General features: G+C 69.7%; 18 protein-coding genes and 1 pseudogene. 11 read left to right on the top strand and 8 right to left on the bottom strand.

The window, feature by feature from the left end; translation table 11 throughout:
- The first annotated feature begins 44 nt into the window (after positions 1–44).
- The gene (locus tag BMW85_RS41965) at positions 45–677 is read left to right on the top strand and encodes a TetR/AcrR family transcriptional regulator (RefSeq protein ID WP_091092893.1); all 633 of its coding nucleotides are present in this window, start codon (positions 45–47) and stop codon (positions 675–677) included.
- Between the two features lie 139 nt (positions 678–816).
- Positions 817–1,350, top strand: coding sequence for a hypothetical protein (locus tag BMW85_RS41960; protein ID WP_091092891.1), 534 nt, complete (start codon positions 817–819; stop codon positions 1,348–1,350).
- Positions 1,351–1,359: 9 nt separating this feature from the next.
- On the opposite strand, the gene BMW85_RS48950 is transcribed toward BMW85_RS41960, so the two are convergent.
- Positions 1,360–2,277: a LysR substrate-binding domain-containing protein gene (locus BMW85_RS48950; RefSeq protein WP_177241154.1), complete on the bottom strand. Its 918-nt coding sequence runs from the start codon at positions 2,275–2,277 to the stop codon at positions 1,360–1,362.
- Positions 2,278–2,355: 78 nt separating this feature from the next.
- On the opposite strand from BMW85_RS48950, the gene BMW85_RS41945 reads away from it, so the two are divergent.
- A complete protein-coding gene (locus tag BMW85_RS41945) occupies positions 2,356–3,057 on the top strand; it encodes an aspartate/glutamate racemase family protein (RefSeq protein ID WP_245775380.1) in 702 nt (233 codons plus the stop codon).
- A gap of 9 nt (positions 3,058–3,066) precedes the next feature.
- Here the strand turns inward: BMW85_RS41945 and BMW85_RS41940 are convergent, their stop codons facing one another.
- From BMW85_RS41940 to BMW85_RS41930, 3 genes are read right to left on the bottom strand one after another with little or no spacing between them, the layout of a single operon-like run.
- The gene (locus BMW85_RS41940) at positions 3,067–3,483 is read right to left on the bottom strand and encodes a methyltransferase family protein (RefSeq protein ID WP_245775379.1); all 417 of its coding nucleotides are present in this window, start codon (positions 3,481–3,483) and stop codon (positions 3,067–3,069) included.
- Between the two features lie 40 nt (positions 3,484–3,523).
- Complete coding sequence (locus BMW85_RS41935; protein ID WP_091092885.1) at positions 3,524–4,714, bottom strand: NAD(P)/FAD-dependent oxidoreductase; 1,191 nt, start codon at positions 4,712–4,714, stop codon at positions 3,524–3,526.
- A gap of 52 nt (positions 4,715–4,766) precedes the next feature.
- The gene (locus BMW85_RS41930; protein ID WP_245775378.1) at positions 4,767–5,621 is read right to left on the bottom strand and encodes an SDR family NAD(P)-dependent oxidoreductase; all 855 of its coding nucleotides are present in this window, start codon (positions 5,619–5,621) and stop codon (positions 4,767–4,769) included.
- A gap of 190 nt (positions 5,622–5,811) precedes the next feature.
- On the opposite strand from BMW85_RS41930, the gene BMW85_RS41925 reads away from it, so the two are divergent.
- On the top strand, positions 5,812–6,753 hold the full coding sequence (locus BMW85_RS41925) for an RNA polymerase sigma-70 factor (RefSeq protein ID WP_091092883.1): 942 nt from the start codon (positions 5,812–5,814) through the stop codon (positions 6,751–6,753).
- Positions 6,754–6,887: 134 nt separating this feature from the next.
- On the top strand, positions 6,888–7,151 hold the full coding sequence (locus tag BMW85_RS41920; RefSeq protein ID WP_091092882.1) for a hypothetical protein: 264 nt from the start codon (positions 6,888–6,890) through the stop codon (positions 7,149–7,151).
- Between the two features lie 3 nt (positions 7,152–7,154).
- Here BMW85_RS41920 and ctaD read toward each other — a convergent pair whose 3' ends face one another.
- The 3 genes from ctaD to BMW85_RS41905 all read right to left on the bottom strand — a co-directional run bounded on the left by ctaD (position 7,155) and on the right by BMW85_RS41905 (position 10,157).
- Positions 7,155–8,795: an aa3-type cytochrome oxidase subunit I gene (gene ctaD / locus BMW85_RS41915; protein ID WP_091093122.1), complete on the bottom strand. Its 1,641-nt coding sequence runs from the start codon at positions 8,793–8,795 to the stop codon at positions 7,155–7,157.
- 5 nt (positions 8,796–8,800) lie between these two features.
- Positions 8,801–9,478 (bottom strand): hemerythrin domain-containing protein, encoded by a 678-nt coding sequence (locus tag BMW85_RS41910; RefSeq protein WP_177241153.1) that lies wholly within the window; start codon positions 9,476–9,478, stop codon positions 8,801–8,803.
- Between the two features lie 187 nt (positions 9,479–9,665).
- Positions 9,666–10,157 carry a MarR family winged helix-turn-helix transcriptional regulator gene (locus tag BMW85_RS41905; RefSeq protein WP_091092879.1) on the bottom strand — a complete coding sequence of 164 codons (492 nt, stop codon included), beginning with the start codon at positions 10,155–10,157 and terminating at the stop codon, positions 9,666–9,668.
- A 186-nt stretch (positions 10,158–10,343) separates the two neighbouring features.
- Here BMW85_RS41905 and BMW85_RS41900 point away from each other — a divergent pair, with 186 nt between their 5' ends.
- From BMW85_RS41900 to BMW85_RS50640, 5 genes are all read left to right on the top strand, one after another.
- Positions 10,344–10,625 (top strand): DUF3040 domain-containing protein, encoded by a 282-nt coding sequence (locus BMW85_RS41900; RefSeq protein ID WP_177241152.1) that lies wholly within the window; start codon positions 10,344–10,346, stop codon positions 10,623–10,625.
- Between the two features lie 90 nt (positions 10,626–10,715).
- Positions 10,716–11,630 (top strand): slipin family protein, encoded by a 915-nt coding sequence (locus BMW85_RS41895; protein WP_091092876.1) that lies wholly within the window; start codon positions 10,716–10,718, stop codon positions 11,628–11,630.
- Positions 11,631–11,864: 234 nt separating this feature from the next.
- Positions 11,865–12,992, top strand: a complete 1,128-nt coding sequence (gene tal / locus BMW85_RS41890) for a transaldolase (protein WP_091092874.1) — start codon at positions 11,865–11,867, stop codon at positions 12,990–12,992.
- A 371-nt stretch (positions 12,993–13,363) separates the two neighbouring features.
- Positions 13,364–16,126 carry a pyruvate dehydrogenase (acetyl-transferring), homodimeric type gene (gene aceE, locus BMW85_RS41885; protein ID WP_091092873.1) on the top strand — a complete coding sequence of 921 codons (2,763 nt, stop codon included), beginning with the start codon at positions 13,364–13,366 and terminating at the stop codon, positions 16,124–16,126.
- A gap of 250 nt (positions 16,127–16,376) precedes the next feature.
- Positions 16,377–16,664 carry a hypothetical protein gene (locus BMW85_RS50640; RefSeq protein WP_218156173.1) on the top strand — a complete coding sequence of 96 codons (288 nt, stop codon included), beginning with the start codon at positions 16,377–16,379 and terminating at the stop codon, positions 16,662–16,664.
- Here BMW85_RS50640 and BMW85_RS41875 read toward each other — a convergent pair.
- Positions 16,642–17,601 (bottom strand): annotated as a pseudogene (locus BMW85_RS41875) (zinc-dependent alcohol dehydrogenase family protein). The gene BMW85_RS50640 and the pseudogene BMW85_RS41875 overlap by 23 nt on opposite strands.
- 101 nt (positions 17,602–17,702) lie before the next feature.
- On the opposite strand from BMW85_RS41875, the gene BMW85_RS41870 reads away from it, so the two are divergent.
- Positions 17,703–17,931 (top strand): helix-turn-helix domain-containing protein (locus BMW85_RS41870; protein WP_143082571.1); only part of this gene is annotated, 229 nt, incomplete at its 3' end.

The following is a 17,931-nucleotide window of genomic DNA, read 5'->3' as shown; positions in this document are numbered from 1 at the left end:
TAGAGTTGGCTTCTAGTGACTGAATCTAGAAATAGACTCTAGCGATGAGCGATGTCAAGCGGACCAGCAAACGGGCACAGAAGGCGCGGGAGACACGCCGTCGCATGCTCGCGGCGGCACTGGAGCTGTTCGTGCAGGACGGCTATGGCGCGACGAATCTGCAGGACGTCGCCGCCAGAGCCGGAGTCGCGGTGCAGACGATCTACTTCGTCTTCGGCAACAAGCGCGCCCTGCTCAAGGAACTGGTCGACGTGACGATCGCAGGCGATGACGAGCCGGTGGCCACCATGGATCGGCCGTGGTACGTCGAAGCGCTGGCCGCCGGCACCGCCCAGGACCTGCTGCGCGCCTACGTCACGGGCGCGACCTCGGTCCTGGAGCGGGTCGCGCCGATCGGCAAGATGCTGGACGGGGCGGTCGCGAGCGACCCCGAGGTCGCCGCGCTGTGGCCCCACGGCGTCAACCCACGGCATGTCGTCCAGCAGAGGGCGGCCAAGGCACTGGTCGGCAAGCCCGGCGCCCGGCCGGAGACGCCGGTGGAGGAGGCTGCCGACCTGCTCTACGGCCTGCTCAGCCCCGAGCTGTACCTGCTGTTCGTCCGTGAGCGCGGCTGGCCCCGTGAGCGCTGGGAACGGTGGACCTTGCAGACCCTGCACGCTCAACTCTGCTCGGATTAGGGCCGCCGCCCTGGCCATAGGCGGGTTCGTTGGATTCTGCTCCATCGCTACCGGGAGCCCGAGCATTCGATCCCGGCTCCGGGAGGACAGCGTCGCGCAATACCATGATCAACCGGACACGAGCAAGCAGCACGGCAACGTGCTGAAAGCCTGGCACTGGAACACCGCGGAGGCCGGCAGCATGGCCGCATTGGTCAGTGAATTACTGGACGACGACCCGATCCACGGTTTCGTCGGCGTGGTTGACACCGCGGCCGAGGAATCCCCCGACAACGACGCCATCGAGCCAGGAGGATGGGCTGCGGCCCAGGACAACTGGATCGCCATCGACGAGCCGATCGAGCAGGGCTGCCTCGTCAGGTACGAGGTGTGGGACGGCGAGCCGCCGGCGCCCCTGCCCGTGGCCTCGACCTGGCAGGGGGCCGTCTACCTGGAGTCCGGCATCATCCAGCCCGAGGACAACGCCGGCACCGATCTGACCGGCAGCAGGTTCGACCTCGGCCGGCCCGACCGGCGGTGGAACGTACGCGTCCACCGCGACCGGCTCGGCCACGGAGCGTTCCCGCCGGACGTCGTCCGGCGGACGTTGATCACCCTGCAGTTCTGGCCGCGAGAGGCCGGACACGGCGGCCGACGACTGTGTCTGCAGGAAGCAACGCCAAGAGCGATCTGACCAGGACTCTCATCCGGTGGGGGCCGGGGTGTGGGTGGCGGTGATGTCGAGGATGGCTCGCAGGGCGCTGCGGACGGCGGGGATCTGCTCGGCCTCGCGGTGGTGCAGGACGTACAGGGTTCTGGGTCGTACGTCCAGTGCGGGGCGTACGGCGACGCGCGGGTCGCGGGCGGCGTCCAGGGCCAGTTGGGGAAGCAGTCCGACAGCCAGGCCGCGGGCGATGAGCGCCTGGGTCAGGACGTAGTCGTCGGTGCCGTGCCGGATGTCGGGGGTGAAGCCGGCCAGCTCGCAGGTCTGGAGCAGGTGGGCGGTGCATCGTTCGCAGCCGCCGATCCAGGTGTCGTCCGCCAGCGCGCGCAGGTCCAGCGGCGTGTCCGGCGGGCCGGCGCTGGGGTGGGTGCGGGGCAGGACCAGCCGGAGCGGGTCCTGGCCGGCCGGTATCCGGGTCAGCTCGCCGGTGCCGGGCGGCGTCTGGCCGGCGTGGGTGAAGGTGATGGCCAGGTCCACCTCGCCGGCGTCGAGCTGGGCGACGGCCTGCGGGGGCTCGGCCGCGCGCAGGCGTACGTCGAGGCCGGGGTGGCGTTCGGCGAGCAGGCTCATCGCGGCGGGGATGAGGGTGGCGCCCGCGGAGGGGAAGGCGGCCAGCCGTACGGTGCCGGCCCGGAGCTGGACCATCGCCTCCAGATCCGCGGTCGCGGCCTGGACGCGGGTGGCGATGGCGTCGGCGTGCCGCAGCAGGGCCCGTCCCGCCTCGGTGAGCTGGACGCCGCGTGGCCGCCGCAGCACCAGGGGCGTGCCCGCCTGACGCTCCAGGTGGCGCAGGTGCTGGCTGACGGCCGGCTGCGTCCAGCCGAGCCCGCGGGCGGCGCCCGCGATCGATCCGGTGCGGGCGATCTCCCGGAAGATCAGCATCCGCTGCACGTCCATGCCATAAGTATGGCTTGGGGGTAGGCCAAAGAGTGCAGGGCTACCTATGGGCAGGCTCCGTCCGGCACGCTGGTGACCATGATGCGAACGATCGGCCTGCTGGGCGGCATGAGCTGGGAATCCTCCGCCGAGTACTACCGGCTGCTCAACGAGGAGACCCGCAAGCGCCTGGGCGGGCACCATTGCGCCAAGAGCATCCTGCTGACCGTCGACTTCGCCGAGATCGAGGCGATGCAGCGCGAAGGACGGTGGGACGAGGCCGCCGACGCTCTCGCCGAGGCGGCCACCACCCTGGAACGGGCGGGCGCCGACATGGTGCTGCTGTGCACGAACACCATGCACCGGGTGGCCGACGCGATCGAGGCGGCCGTCGGGGTGCCGTTCGTGCACCTCGTCGATGCCACCGCGCGCAGCGTCGCCGCGGCCGGGATCACCACGGTGGGCCTGCTCGCCACCCGTTTCACGATGGAGATGGACTTCTACCGCGACCGCATGCGCCGCCACGGCGTGGAGGTCGTGGTGCCGGAGGAGCCCGACCGCACCGTCGTCCACGACGTCATCTACCAGGAGCTGACCCAGGGCCGGGTCGAGGACTGCTCCCGTGAGGAGTACCGGCGGATCATCGCCGGCCTCGCCCGGCGGGGCGCGCAGGGGGTGATCCTCGGCTGCACCGAGATCACCCTGCTGGTCGGCCCCGCCGACAGCCCCGTCCCGGTGTTCGACTCCACCCGCATCCATGTCGAGGCGGCCGTGGGGATGGCGCTCGGCGTGCCGGTCTGATCCGCTGGTTCACCAGGTACGCGCGTCGTACGGCAGGCGGCCGATGCCGGGCAGGAAGCGTCCGACGCGGGCGGCGTACCGCCGGTAGGCGGGACCGTGCACCCGCAGCAGGTACGGCTCCTCGACGGCGCGGACCTGCACTTCGATCGACACCACGGCCAGCAGCAGCGCGGCCAGGGAGATCGCGTTGGGGACCATCGCGGTCAGTCCGGCGGCGGTGGCGACCATGGCGGTGAAGATGGGGTTGCGCGCGAGGGCGAAGGCGCCGGTGGTGACCAGCGCGGTGGTCTCGCTCTCCGCCACCCCGATGCGCCACGAGGCTCCCATCGAGGTCTGCGCGGCCAGCGTGGCCGCCACCCCGGCCAGGGCCAGCACCGTTCCTGCGGCCTGTACGAGCGGCCGGTCGGTGCCGGGCAGCGGCGGCACCCCGGCGAGGCCGGCGATCGAGAGCGTCCAGATTCGACGGTTACGCCGGCCTCGAACCGACTGGTGACGAAGCATGCGCGGCGGCCAGGCGGTGCCTGCGCGTGGGCATGCCGTACGTGGGATGCGACGTCGCCCACAGCGACATCGACAGAATGCCGGCCTTGATCCGTGCCGTTTTCCGGCCGCTCATGTACGTCGGCTTCGCCCGCCCTTCATCGTCGACCCCCTGCAGGATCGCGTCCCGCCGCCCCAGGCTGATGTGGTTGTAGGTGTAGACCAGCTTGGTGCTGGGGATCGTGCGCCCGGTCAGGCGTCCCACGATCGCCTCGATGGCCTGCCGGCCGGTGTAGCCGGCCGACGCGCAGGACATCGGCAGCGGCCGGCCGTTGTCGCCGATGGCGTGGGCGCTGTCACCGATGGCGTAGACGTCCGGGTGCGAGACCGACCGCATGGTGCGATCGACAATGATCCGGCCGTTCTCGGTGACCTCCAGCCCGCCGGCGGCGGCAATGGTGCTGACCGCGAACCCGGCCGTCCACACGGTCGCGTCGGACGCCAGGGCGGTGCCGTCGGAGCACAGCACCCGCGTCGCCTCGACGGCATCGACGCTGGTGTGCTCCAGAACGGTGATGCCCAGCCGGTCGCAGGCCCGGCGCAGGTGGCGGCGAGCTCCGTCGGAGAGCCGGGCGCCCAGCTCGCCGCGGGCGATGAGCGCCACCGACAGGCCGGGCCGGGACTCGGCGATCTCGGTGGCGGCCTCGATGCCGGTCAACCCGTCGCCGACGACCAGCACCCGCCCGCCCAGGCGGTCCAAGCTGTCCAGGCGCTCGCGCAGGCGCAGCGCCGAGGGCCTGGCGGCGATGTCGAAGGCGTGCTCGGCCGCGCCGGGGACGCCGTGGTCGGCGCCGTGGCTGCCGAGCGCGTAGACAAGCGTGTCGTAGCCGAGCTCGCCGCCACCGCTCGTGAGGGCGACGACCTGGCGCTCGGGGTCGACGGCGGTGACGCGGGCCAGGCGCAGCCGTATCGCCGTGCCCGCGAAGACGTCGGCCAGCTTCGGGGCCTCGATGTCCCGGCCGGCCGCGAGCTGGTGCAGCCGCATGCGCTGGACGAAGTCCGGCACGGCGTTGACCACGGTGATCTGGGTGTCCTTCGGTGACAGCCGGCGGGCCAGGTTCCCGGCCACGTACGCCCCGGCATAGCCGGCGCCGAGGACGACGATGCGGTGCTTCAAGGGGTTGCTCCTGTCGGTTCGCTTGCTTCTGGTGAGTCGGCCCGGCGCCGGGTCAGCGATCTTCTTGGTCGAGGTCGCCGTGGGCCTGCGCCGAGAGGTCCTGCCAGTCGGCCCAGGTCTTGAGCCGGTCGGCGTACACCTGCTGGAGCAAGGGGTAGAAGCCCTGGCCGAAGAGCACCCGCAGGGGCGGGTTGTCGGAGTCGACGAGCTTGAGCAGCGCCTGGGCCGCGGCGGCCGGGTCGCCGGCGGGCTGGTTGCTCGTGAACGCGGCGATGCGCCGGCGAAGGCCGTCGTAGGCCGGGTCGGGCTCGGCCATGTGGCCGTTGTCGAGCGGATCGGGATTCTTGCCGGAACGGGTGGCGAAGCCGCCGGGCTCGATCACGGTCACCTTGATCCCGAAGTCGGCGACCTCCTGGGCGAGGGAGTCGTTCAGGGCTTCCAGGGCCCACTTGGAGGCGCTGTAGGCGCCGCTGAGCGGGAACGCCATGAGCCCGGCCGCCGAGGACAGCTGGATGATGTGTCCTGAGCCCTGCTCGCGCAGGTAGGGCAGGGCGGCCTGGATCACCCGTACCGCGCCGAACACGTTGGTCTCCAGCTGGTCGCGCAACTGCTGCTCGGTCGTCTCCTCGACCGCGCCGACCTGGGCGTAGCCGGCGTTGTTCACGATGACGTCGAGCCGGCCGAAGTGCTCCCTGGCCCGCTTCACGCTCTCGGAGACGGCGGCCTTGTCGGTCACGTCCAGCTCCAGCGGAAGCACCGCCTCGCCGTAGGCGGCTACCAGGTCGTCGAGGCTCGCGGCGGTCCGCGCGGTCGCGGCCACCTGGTCGCCACGCGACAGGGCGGCCTCGACGAAGGCGCGGCCCAGGCCGCGAGACGAACCGGTGACGAACCAGACCTTGCTCATCATGTCTTTCCGTTCCTCCTGGGGTGGCGGTCGCCATGCGACGCGTCCTGACGAACATGCGGCGTCGGCGCCCCGGACTTTGTGACAGCGCCGGCCATGTGACATGTGTCACCGGGCCCGGATGTCACACGGCGGCGCGCGCCGACGCCTAGTGCATGGAGCAGGATTTGCGGGTGAACAGGCAGGAGCGGGCATGAACGAGCGCAAGGACGCCACGATGGGCACAGCCGAGCCGACGGCCGGCGGCCATCGGACGGACCCGGCGACCGAGGCGTTCGTCGCCCACCGCAACCTGCTGTTCACCGTCGCCTACGAGATGCTCGGCTCGGCCGCCGACGCCGAGGACGCCCTGCAGGAGACCTGGCTGCGGTGGGTGAAGGTCGACCTCGGGCAGGTGTCCGACCAGCGCGCCTACCTGGTGCGGATCGTCACCCGTCGCGCGCTGGACCGGCTGCGTACCATGAAGCGCCGCAAGGAGGAGTACGTCGGCTCGTGGCTGCCCGAGCCGCTGCTCACCACGCCGGACGTGGCCGAGGACGTCGAGCTCGCCGAGAGCGTGTCGATGGCGCTGATGCTCGTCCTGGAGACGCTGTCGCCGACCGAGCGGGCCGTGTTCGTGCTGCGCGAGGTCTTCACCGTCGGCTACGACGAGATCGCCGCCGCCGTCGGCAAGACCCCGGCGACCGTACGCCAGATCGCGCACCGGGCCCGCCGGCACGTCGATGCCCGGCGCCCTCGCGAGGCGGTCTCCCCTGGCCAGGCCCGGGCGGCTGTGGCGTCGTTCCAGCGCGCGCTCGAGACCAGGGACCTGCAGGGCCTGCTCGACGTGCTCGCCCCTGAGGTCGTCCTGGTGAGCGACGGCGGCGGCGTCAAGCAGGCCGTGCCGCGGCCCGTCATCGGCGCCGACAAGGTGGCCCGGATGATCGTCGGCGGCCTCGGCAAGGCCCAGGTCGCGCTCACCAGCGAGCCCACCGTGGTCAACGGCAACCCGGCGCTCCTCCTGCGCGTGGACGGCGAGATCGACGGCGTCATAGCGGTCCAGGTCGAGGACGCCCGCATCGCCGGCATCTACTACGTCCGCAACCCACGCAAGCTGACCCGCATCGCGTCCGAGACCCCACTCACGCTGAAGTGATCCATCAGCCACCGCGCCTCGGTCACGGCACGTGAGTGCCGGGCCGCCCTGTCACCAACCGTTGTCTTCGAGGAGTAGGCATGGCCGTTCATGGCCCGTCGACAGCCGACACATCACCATCATCCTGGCCGGCGGTGGCCAGGGCAGTCGTCCTGCTCACGGCGGCCATCGCCGTGCTGCTCACCGCCTTCGCCTGGCCGTCGGTACGTTCATCGGTGCACGATGTGTCGATCGCCGTCGCCGGCCCGGCCGCCGCGGTCGAGCAGATCCGCGCCGCGCTCCAGCAAGGGCCTCCCACGTTGCGTTCCTGCGGTCTGATGCTGCCCGGTTCTGCAGCGAGATCGCCGATCTGGCGCCTGCGGTACGACTTGCGCGACTGCGACGGAAGAGCCGTGTAGACGTCAGCTTTCGGGCTCGCGCGGGTAGTGGAGGTCGAAAGCGGGGCGTTCGGATCGGATGCGCGGGACGGCGGTGAAGTTGTGCCGTGGTGGCGGGCATGAGGTGGCCCACTCCAGCGAGTTGCCGAATCCCCAGGGATCGTCCGGCAGCGTAGGCCGCGCGCCCAGTGTCGTGCGCCAGATGTTGTAGAGGAAGGGCAGCGTGGAGGCTCCGAGCAGAAACGCGCCCGCCGATGAGATGGCGTTGAGCGTGGTGAAGCCGTCGGCGCTGCTGTAGTCGGCATAGCGCCGGGGCATGCCGAGCATACCGAGCCAGTGCTGGACCAGGAAGGTGGTGTGGAAGCCGACGAACAGCGTCCAGAAGTGGATCTTTCCCCAGGTCTCGTGGAGCAGCCTGCCGGTCATCTTCGGCCACCAGAAGTAGAAGCCCGCGAACATGGCGAACACCACGGTGCCGAACACGACGTAGTGGAAGTGCGCGACGACGAAGTAGCTGTCGGTGACGTGGAAGTCCAGTGGCGGCGAGGCCAGGATGACGCCGGTCAGGCCGCCGAACAGGAAGGTGATGAGGAAGCCGATCGAGAACAGCATCGGGGTCTCGAAGCTGAGATGCCCGCGCCACATGGTGCCGATCCAGTTGAAGAACTTGACCCCGGTGGGGATCGCGATGAGGAAGCTCATGAAGGAGAAGAACGGCAGCAGCACCTGTCCGGTGCCGAACATGTGGTGTGCCCAGACGGTCATCGACAGCCCGGCGATGGCGATGGTCGCGCCGACGAGGCCGATGTAGCCGAAGACGGGCTTTCTGCTGAAGACCGGGATGACCTCGGTGATGATGCCGAAGAACGGCAGCGCGATGATGTAGACCTCGGGGTGACCGAAGAACCAGAACAGGTGCTGCCACAGCATCGCCCCACCGTTTTCCGGGCTGAAGATCTGCGTGCCGAGCTTGCGGTCGGCCTCCAGCGCCAGCAGGGCGGCGGCCAGCACGGGGAAGGCCATCAGCACGAGCATGCTGGTCAGCAGCACGTTCCAGGTGAAGATCGGCATCCGGAACATGGTCATGCCCGGGGCGCGCATGCTGATGATCGTGGTGACGAAGTTGACCGCGCCCAAGATCGTGCCCAGGCCGCTCAGCGTCAGGCCCATGATCCACAGGTCGCCGCCGACACCCGGGGAGCTGATCACGTCAGACAGGGGTGTGTAGGCGAACCAGCCGAAGGCCGCCGCGCCGCCGGGGGTGACGAAGCCGCTGAGGGCGATCAGTCCGCCGAACAGGAACAGCCAGTAACTGACCGCGTTGAGACGGGGGAAGGCCACATCGGGCGCGCCGATCTGCAGCGGCATGATGACGTTGGTGAACCCGGCGAACAGCGGAGTGGCGAACAGCAGCAGCATGATGGTGCCGTGCATGGTGAAGAGCTGGTTGTACTGCCCGGCGCCGACGAACTGCAGCCCCGGCTGGATCAACTCGGCCCGGATCACCATGGCCATGACCCCGCCGATCAGGAAGAATCCGAACGAGGTGATCAGGTACAGGTAGCCGATGACCTTGTGGTCCGTCGACGACAGCCACGACACCAGCAGCCGTCCTTTGGCGGTGGCGGGCGGGGCAACCGGAGTGACGTGCTCGGTGACGGCCATGCTGGTCACCTGTCCAGCCGGTGGGTAACCCTCACCCGCCACTGGTCCGGCCCGCAGGCCAGATAGGCGAAGCCGTAATCGTCTTCGCCGGCCGCCAGGGCGTCGCAAAATCTGCCCGGGTCAGTGCGGGAACACAGGTCGAGGCATTCACCGCTGGGCAGTCTGTACAACCGGTCGCTGATGGCCTCCAGCAGCCGCTCGACGGGAAGCGCGTCCAGGTCGATCACGGGGCCTTCGGTAAGCGGATACCAGCGGTGCGGGCAGGCTCCGAGGGCGGCGGTGGAGATCATCGGCCTGCCAGGCGCGGTCAGGGTCGCCTGCTCGGTGGCGAAGTGGTTGTGGAGCTGAGTGAGCAGGTCGCGGACGGTGGTGGCGATCTGGGCGGGTGAGCGGGTGCCGCGCCCACGGGCCGCGGCGGCGATCGTGTCCACGCAGGCGCGCAGCCGTGCGTGGTCGCGGGCCAGCCGGGACAGTTCAGGGGTGGCTTCATAGGCGGGGAAGAGCAGCCGTTCTTCGTCGGTGAGCTGCCTGATGAGCTCGGCGCGCAGATAGCGGGCCAGCGCCGTCAGCTCCCTGCTCGGCCATCGGTCTTGCGAGGCGATCTGCAGAACGCTACGGGCTCGGTCGGTGATCTGGGTCAGGAGGTGAGCGTGTTCTTCGGTCAACGTGATCTGAGTATCCATGATCCTTTCCTTTGACCGGGTCTGGGCGAGGCCGATGCCGTAACTCCCTGGACCAGTTCGCCTGCGCCGGCCGTAGATGCGTTGGTCTGGATGAATGACCTGCTCTTTGCGCCCCGGTGCAGCCAGTCCACCGGGTCCTTCCCCACGCGTGCCTGGTCCGCCACTCCTGGCGTGGCGATCGCGACCCTTACCGCTCGTCTTCCCTGAGACCTGCGTTCGGGGCGGCCTCATGCGGGGACGGCGCGTCCGGCTGCGGGGCACTGTCCCATACCGGGGGGAGGATCGCGGTGTCCAGGTGCCGCAGTTCGTCGCGGTGCAGCGCGCCCAGGCGCGCCAGGACGCGCTCGCCTTCGGGGGTCAGCATCACCTGCACTGCCCGGCCGTCGCTGGGATGCGCGCTCCGGTGCACGAGGCCTTGTTTCTGCGCTCGGCCGATGAGTTCGACCACGCTGTGGTGGCGCAACAGCAGCCGGTCGGCGAGCTCCCGTACGCTCGCCCAGTCGCGGCCGGGAAACCCTTTCAGGGCCAGCAGCAGCTGGTATTGCTGCGGGGTGAGGCCGGCGGCGCGCACCGCCTCCTCGCTGAAGCGCAGATAGCTGCGGATCCCGAAACGGAACCGGGCCAGCGCCTCGAAGTCCTGCTTGGTCAGGGGCTCGGGTTGCGCTGCTTCGTCCTCCATGACCGTGCCGCCCTCTCTCGAATCCCTCAAACCGTATCGCAATGCGATATGAGCACACCTTGCCCCATGCGCGGGCCGCCCGCCGGGACGGGTTCATGGACTTCATTTTATATCGTGCTACGATACATGTGTCCAGGTGGATGGGTGATGAGATCGCGCCTGGCGACAACGCCCTGGAGGTGTGTCGTGCTCGACGACTACGAACGTGAAGCACTGCGGGAGATCCAGCATCAGTTGCTGGTCGAAGATCCGGATTTCGCCAAATCGTTCGGCACCGATGCGCAACGCCTGCACCGAGCAGCAACGCCGGACCTGTCCAGACGGGCCTACACGGTCATGCTCGTCTTCAGCTCGGCGTTCGCGGTGATCTTGCTGCTGGCCGGATCGCCGGTCCTCGCCGTGCTGTTAGCCGCGTTGACCGGATGGGTCTGGTACGCACGCTCGCATCGATCAGCAGAGCGGCCGTGACACCGACGGCGTCGGCAGATGCCGGCGGGAGATAGCGAAGGCCTCCAGCCGCCCATGAAGGCCGGTTGAGGCAGAGCATCGGAGGATGCAATGATCGGAACCATCGTCAGCGCTGCGCTGATCACGTTCCTTGCGCTGGGCGCGGTCGTGCTCGGCGCGAGTGTCCGGGTCATCAAACAGTTCGAACGAGGCGTCGTCTTACGGTTCGGGAAAGTCCGCTCCGAGATCCGCGGTCCAGGGCTGGCGCTGATCGCGCCGTTCGCCGACCGGCTGCACAAGGTCAACATGCAGATCGTCACGATGCCGGTACCCGCACAGGACGGCATCACCCGCGACAACGTGACCGTTCGAGTGGACGCCGTCGTCTACTTCCGGGTCGTCGATCCGCTGCGGGTGGTCGTCGACGTTCAGGACTACACATCGGCCATTCGGCAGGTCGCGCTGGCCTCACTGCGTTCGATCATCGGAAAGAGCGAGCTGGATGACCTGTTGTCCAACCGGGAGCATCTCAATGAGGGTCTCGAGCTGATGATCGATAGCCCGGCCGTGGGCTGGGGCGTGCACATCGACCGGGTCGAGATCAAGGACGTGGCCCTTCCCGAGACGATGAAGCGGTCCATGTCACGACAGGCCGAAGCCGAACGGGAACGGCGCTCACGCGTCATCACCGCCGAAGGCGAACTGCAGGCTTCGCAGAAGCTGGCCCTGGCAGCCGAGACGATGACCGAGCACCCCGCGGCGCTGCAACTGCGGCTGCTCCAGACCGTCGTCGAGGTCGCCGCGGAGAAGAACTCCACCCTCGTCTTGCCCTTCCCGGTCGAGTTGCTCCGCTTCCTGGAACGTGCGACACCGCCCGAGGCCGCACCCGCGGCAGCCGCCACCGGCACGCCCGCCCCGCCGTCCATCGCCGCGCGGCCGCAGGAGCCATCGGTGCCGGCCGGCCCACTTCTGGACACCCAGCGCCTTGACCATGTCGCCTCCAGCGACGTGCTGGCCGGCCGGTAGCCCTCGCCGACCCCGGCGGCAAGGGCCGGCCGGTACGCGATGAGAAATCCCATCAAGGGCCACGGAGGTGGGCCAAGGCGCCACCGTCCTGGAAATCTGCTGGACTCGCCTCGACGTCCACCGGCGTGGCGTCGGTGTCATGAGAGGAATGTCGGCCCTGGTGGAGCCCTGAATGACGGTGGATGTACGTCAGCCGGACGTACATCACCGCACCACAGGAAGGCGAGTCATGCCATGGCCGATCCGCTTGTCGAACTCACTACCCGCGGGATGTCGATCTGGCTGGACGACCTGAGCCGGGAACGGCTGGTCTCGGGTAGCCTGGCCGACCTGGTCGCGCGGTACCACGTGACGGGGGTTACCACCAATCCCACCATCTTCGCCAAGGCCATGACCAGCGGCGACGCCTACCACACACAGATGAGCGCCTTGGCGGCGCGCGGCGTCGAAGCCGCGGAGGCGCTGCGGGCACTGACCACCTTCGACGTCCGCGCGGCCTGCGACGTTCTGCGGCGGGTCTACGACGTCACCGACGGAGTGGATGGCCGGGTCTCGATCGAGGTGGACCCGCGCCTGGCCCACGACACCGACGCGACGATCGCCGAGGCGCAGGCGTTGTGGTGGCTGGTGGACCGCCCCAACCTGTTCATCAAAATCCCGGCCGCGCGTCAGGGACTGCCGGCGATCACCGCGTGCCTGGCCGACGGGATCAGCGTCAACGTCACGCTGATCTTCTCTCTGTCCCGCTACGACGCGGTGATGAACGCCTTCCTCGACGGGATGGAACGCGCCCGGCTGACCGGACGGGATCTGTCCACTCTCGCCTCGGTAGCCTCGTTCTTCGTCTCCCGGCTCGACACCGAGGTCGACGCGCGATTGGACAAGATCGGAACCGACGAGGCCACCGAACTACGCGGGCAGGCCGCCCTGGCCAACGCCCGGCTGGCCTATCAACGCTACGAGCAGCTGATCGCCTCGCCGCGCTGGCGGGCGCTGGAGGCGGCGGGCGCACGTCCGCAGCGACCCCTGTGGGCCTCGACCTCGACCAAGGACCCGGCCTACCCCGACACGCGCTACGTGGTCGATCTGGTCGCGCCCGGTGTGGTCAACACGATGCCCGAGGCCACCTTGCGCGCGGTGGCCGGCCACGGCCAGGTGCCGCCTGACTCGATAGCCGACCATTACGAGCAGGCTCAGCAGGTGTTCGACCGGCTGCGACGGCTGGGCATCGACTACGACGACGTCGTGCAACGGCTCGAAGACGACGGCGTGGCCGCGTTCGAGGCGAGCTGGGACCGGCTGCGCGAGCAACTGGCGACCACCCTACGAGCAACCGACAGAGGTGCTGGACATGGCCGATGATGCGACGTATCTGATCGCCGGAGCGAGCCTGGCGGGGGCCAAGGCTGCGCAGAGCTTGCGCGAGGGTGGGTGCTGATCGCCATCTGGACCCTGCTGGTCATCCAGGTGGCGGTACTGCGGCCCCGTCTGGATCGTCGTGCCCGGCAACTCATCCAGGGGCAGAGCCCGTGATCGCCGGCCAGGCGGCGCTCGCCAGTGACCGACCGGACCGATCCACCTCCCCGCAGCCGGGCGGCCGGCGAGCAACGCACCGGTCCGGTCTCTCGTCCGTGCGCCCCACCATCGCTCAGATCGGACGACCCGGCCGGATCATGCCGGCGTTCCGGGCCGGCCAACGACGCAAGGTCAACGCTTGTTAGAGAAAGGCCGACATGACCTCAGAAACGCAGCGCCAACCGCTGAACAGCGACGGGCTGCCCAGCCAGCTTCTCGGTCAGCTTCTCGACCTGGACCCCGGCGAGACGCAGGAGTGGCTGGAGTCCTTCGACGCGGTAGTGGATCACGCCGGATCGAATCGAGCCCGATACCTGATGCTCAGCGTGCTGCAGCGCGCCCGGCAACGGCAGATCGGCGTGCCCAGCCTGCACAGCACCGACTACATCAACACCATCGCGCCACAGTCGGAGCCGCCGTTTCCTGGCGATGAGCAGATCGAACGGCGCATCCGCGCCTACATCCGGTGGAACGCCGCAATCATGGTGCACCGGGCGCAGCGGCCCGGCGTCGGGGTAGGCGGGCACATCTCCACCTACGCCTCGGCCGCGTCGCTGTATGAGGTCGGGTTCAACCACTTCTTCCGCGGCCACGGCGCCGAGGGCGGCGGCGACCAGATCTACTTCCAGGGACACGCCTCGCCGGGCATGTACGCGCGCGCTTTCCTGGAGGGCCGGCTGTCGGCCGGCCAGCTCGACGGATTCCGGCAGGAGCTGTCCCACCCCGGCGGCCTGCCGTCCTACCCCCACCCGCGGCTGATGCCGGACTTCTGGGAATTCCCCACCGTCTCGATGGGCCTGGGCGCCATCAACGCGATCTACCAGGCTAGGTTCAACCGCTACCTGCACCACCGCGGGATCAAGGACACCAGCCGGCAGCGGGTGTGGGCCTTCCTCGGCGACGGCGAGATGGACGAGGTCGAGGCACTCGGCGCGATCGGTGTGGCCGCCCGCGAGGGACTCGACAACCTCACCTTCGTCATCAACTGCAACCTGCAGCGCCTGGACGGCCCGGTCCGCGGCAACGGGAAGATCATCCAGGAGCTGGAGGCCTTCTTCCGCGGCGCCGGCTGGAACGTCATCAAGGTGATCTGGGGCCGCGAATGGGACCCCCTGCTGGCCGCCGACACCGACGGCGCACTGGTCAACCTGATGAACACCACACCGGACGGGGACTACCAGACCTACAAGGCCGAGTCGGGGGCGTTCGTCCGCGAGCACTTCTTCGGCCGCGACCCGCGCACGGCCGCCATGGTCACGCACCTGTCGGATGAGGAGATCTGGGGACTCAAACGCGGCGGACACGACTACCGCAAGCTCTACGCGGCCTACCGGGCCGCAGTGGAGCACACCGGCCGGCCGACCGTGATCCTGGCCAAGACCATCAAGGGCTGGACCCTCGGCTCGCACTTCGAGGGCCGCAACGCCACCCACCAGATGAAGAAACTCACCCTGGACGACCTCAGGTCCTTTCGCGACCGGCTCTACCTCGACATCCCCGACTCGGCCCTCGACGAGAAGCTGCCGCCCTATCACCGGCCGAGCGAGAACTCACCGGAACTGGAGTACCTGCGAGAGCGGCGCCACGCGCTCGGCGGCCCTCTGCCCGCCCGCAGCGTGCCCCGTCCGCCCCTGCTGACCCTGCCGGACGCCGCGGCCTACGCGGTCACCGGCCGCGGCTCGGGCCGCCAGCAGGTCGCCACCACGATGGCGTTCGTCCGGTTGCTCAAGGACCTGATGAAGGACCCGGGCATCGGCCACCGGTTCGTGCCGATCATCCCCGACGAGGCCCGCACCTTCGGCATGGACGCGCTCTTCCCGACCGCGAAGATCTACTCCCCGCACGGGCACACCTACCTGGCCGTGGACCGGGAACTGATGCTCAGCTACCAGGAGGACACCGAAGGCGTCCTGCTGCACGAGGGCATCACCGAAGCCGGCGCGACGGCGTCATGGACCGCGGCCGGCAGTTCCTACGCCACCCACGGCGAAGTGATGATCCCGCTCTACATCTTCTACTCGATGTTCGGCTTCCAGCGCACCGGCGACGGCCTGTGGGCGGCCGCCGACCAGATGAGCCGCGGCTTCCTGCTCGGCGCCACCGCCGGCCGGACCACCCTCAACGGCGAGGGCCTGCAACACCAGGACGGCCACTCGCTGCTGCTGGCCTCCACCAACCCCGCATGCATCGCCTACGATGCCGCCTTCGCCTTCGAACTCGGCCACATCGTCCGCGACGGCCTGCGCCGGATGTACGGTCAGCCCCGCGACGGTGAGGACCAGAACGTCTTCTACTACCTCACCCTCTACAACGAACCCATCGCGCAACCGGCCCAGCCGGCCGACGTCGACGTCGACGGCATCCTCGCCGGAATGCACCGCTACTGCCCGGCCGAGAAGACCGACGGGCCGCGCGCGCAGATCCTGGCCTCGGGCATCGCCGTGCAGCAGGCGTTGCAGGCCCAACGCCTGCTGCGCGACGACTGGGGCGTCGGCGCCGATGTCTGGTCGGTGACCTCCTGGACCGAACTGCGCCGCGAAGCCCTCGCCGCCGACGCGTGGAACCTCACCCACCCCGGCCGGCCGCGCAAAATCCCGTACGTCACCCGCCGCCTGGCCACCGAGCCGGGCCCGGTCACGGCCGTGTCCGACTGGATGCGGTCGGTGCCTGACCAGATCGCCCCGTTCGTCCCCGCTCCCTGGTCTTCTCTGGGCACCGACGGCTTCGGACACTCCGACACCCGCGGGGCGCTGCGCCGCCACTTCCACATCGACGGCCCCTCCATCGTGCTGCGGGTGCTCACCCAGCTGGCCGATCGTGGAGAGCTGGACGCCTGCGCGCCCGGCAAAGCCGTCGAGCTGTACCGCCTGCACGAGATCACCGCCGCCGCACCCGGCAACACCGAAGGCTCCGCCGAGTAGGCCATCGCGAGAAGCTGTCAGGCGAACCGGAGGGAGCCCCGGCGGTCGCCGTCCGCGACCTCGTTCCCTTGGCGGCCGACCACCCGCGCGGCGCCGGACTGGCCGCCGGAGCCCTGCCCCTGGTCATGGGTGGCCTGCTCGCCGCACTGCTGCCGGCGCGGTCGCCCTGACCGTCGCGGCCACCTCTCTGAGCATCCTCGGGCTGGAGTCACTGCTCGGGACGGCGGGCTTCGGTCTCGGCGCCGTCGCCATGATGCTCATCGGCAATCCCCTGTCGGGCGCCGCGACCGCGCCCGAGATGCTGCCCGGCTGGTCCGGCGTCGTCGGCCGGTTGCTGCCGCCCGGGGCGGGTGGCCAGTTGCTGCGCTCCACCGCGTTCTTCGACGGCCGCGGTGCCAGCCACTCGGTCGTCGTCCTGGTCGCCTGGCTCACGACCGGGGTCGTGCTCTGCCTGGCCGGCCGCCTGCGCCCGCCCCGTGCCGCCACCCTCGCGGCGTCACCGCGGGGTAAGCGGGTCAGGGCCGCAGGAGCGTCTTGATGGCGCGGCGCTCGTCCATGGCCCGGTAGCCTTCGGCGGCCTCGTCGAGCGGCAGGTCCAGGTCGAAGACCCGGCCGGGGTTGATGGCCCGGTCCCAGATGAGGCTGATCAGCTCGGGCAGGAAGCGGCGGACGGGGGCGGGGCCGCCGTGCAGGTGCACGCCCGAGAAGAACAGCTCCTCGCCGGGCAGTTCGACGCCGTGGGCGACGCCGACGTAGCCGACGTACCCGCCGGGCCGGGTGGAACGGATGGCCTGCATCATCGACTCCTGGGTGCCGACCGCCTCGATCACCGAGTGCGCGCCCAGCCCGCCGGTCAACTCCTTGAGCGCCTCGACCCCGTCGTCGCCGCGTTCGGTGAGGATGTCGGTGGCGCCGAACTCGGTGGCGAGCTTCTGCCGGTCGGCGTGGCGGCTGAAGATGACGACCCGTTCGGCGCCGAGCCGGCGGGCGGCCAGGACGCCGAGCAGCCCGACCGCGCCGTCCCCCACGACGGCGACCGTCCTGCCGGGCCCGGCCTCGGCGGCGACCGCGCCGAACCAGCCGGTGCCCAGCACGTCGGAGGCGGCCAGCAGGCTCGGGACGAGGTCGGCGTCCGGCATGGCGGGGGTGGCGACCAGGGTGCCGTCGGCGAGCGGGATGCGGGCGTACTGTGCCTGGGTGCCGATCGCGCCGATCGGTTCGGCGTGCACGCACCGGGACTGGTATCCGGCCCGGCAGATCTCGCAGGTGTTGTCGGAGGCGAAGAACGATCCGACGACGAAGTCCCCGACTTTGATCGTTTCGACCTGGTCGCCGATCTACTCGACCACGCCGACGTACTCGTGGCCCATCGGCGCCGGCCCGTCGGAGGTGTCCACGCCCCGGTAGGGCCACAGGTCGGAGCCGCAGACGCACGCGGCGGTGACGCGGATGATCGCGTCGGTCGGCCGGACGATGTGCGGGTCGGGGCGGTCCTCGACGCGTACAGAGGTTGAAAAACTGAGGTGTCACCGCGCGGTTGCCTGCTCGCGGCGGGGTTCGGGAGTATGCCGGTGGGATGCGTTACCCGGATGGTGGTGGTCTGACCCCGGCGGCGCGAGCCAAGCGTGAACAAGTCCGCTTGGAGGCTGCCGGGTTGTTCGCCGCGGGCATGTCGCCGCCTGCGGTGGCCAGGAAGCTGCGGGTCTCACGTAAGTCGGCCTATGTCTGGCACAAGGCATGGCGCACGGCAGGGGCCGAGGCGCTGGTGTCGAAGGGGCCAGGCGGGCCGCCTTGCCGGCTGAATG

The organism is Nonomuraea wenchangensis, assembly GCF_900111685.1.
Classification (GTDB): domain Bacteria; phylum Actinomycetota; class Actinomycetes; order Streptosporangiales; family Streptosporangiaceae; genus Nonomuraea; species Nonomuraea wenchangensis.
The sequence above is the reverse complement of the archived record's forward strand: the minus strand, read 5'-3'. Positions and strand labels throughout refer to the sequence as shown.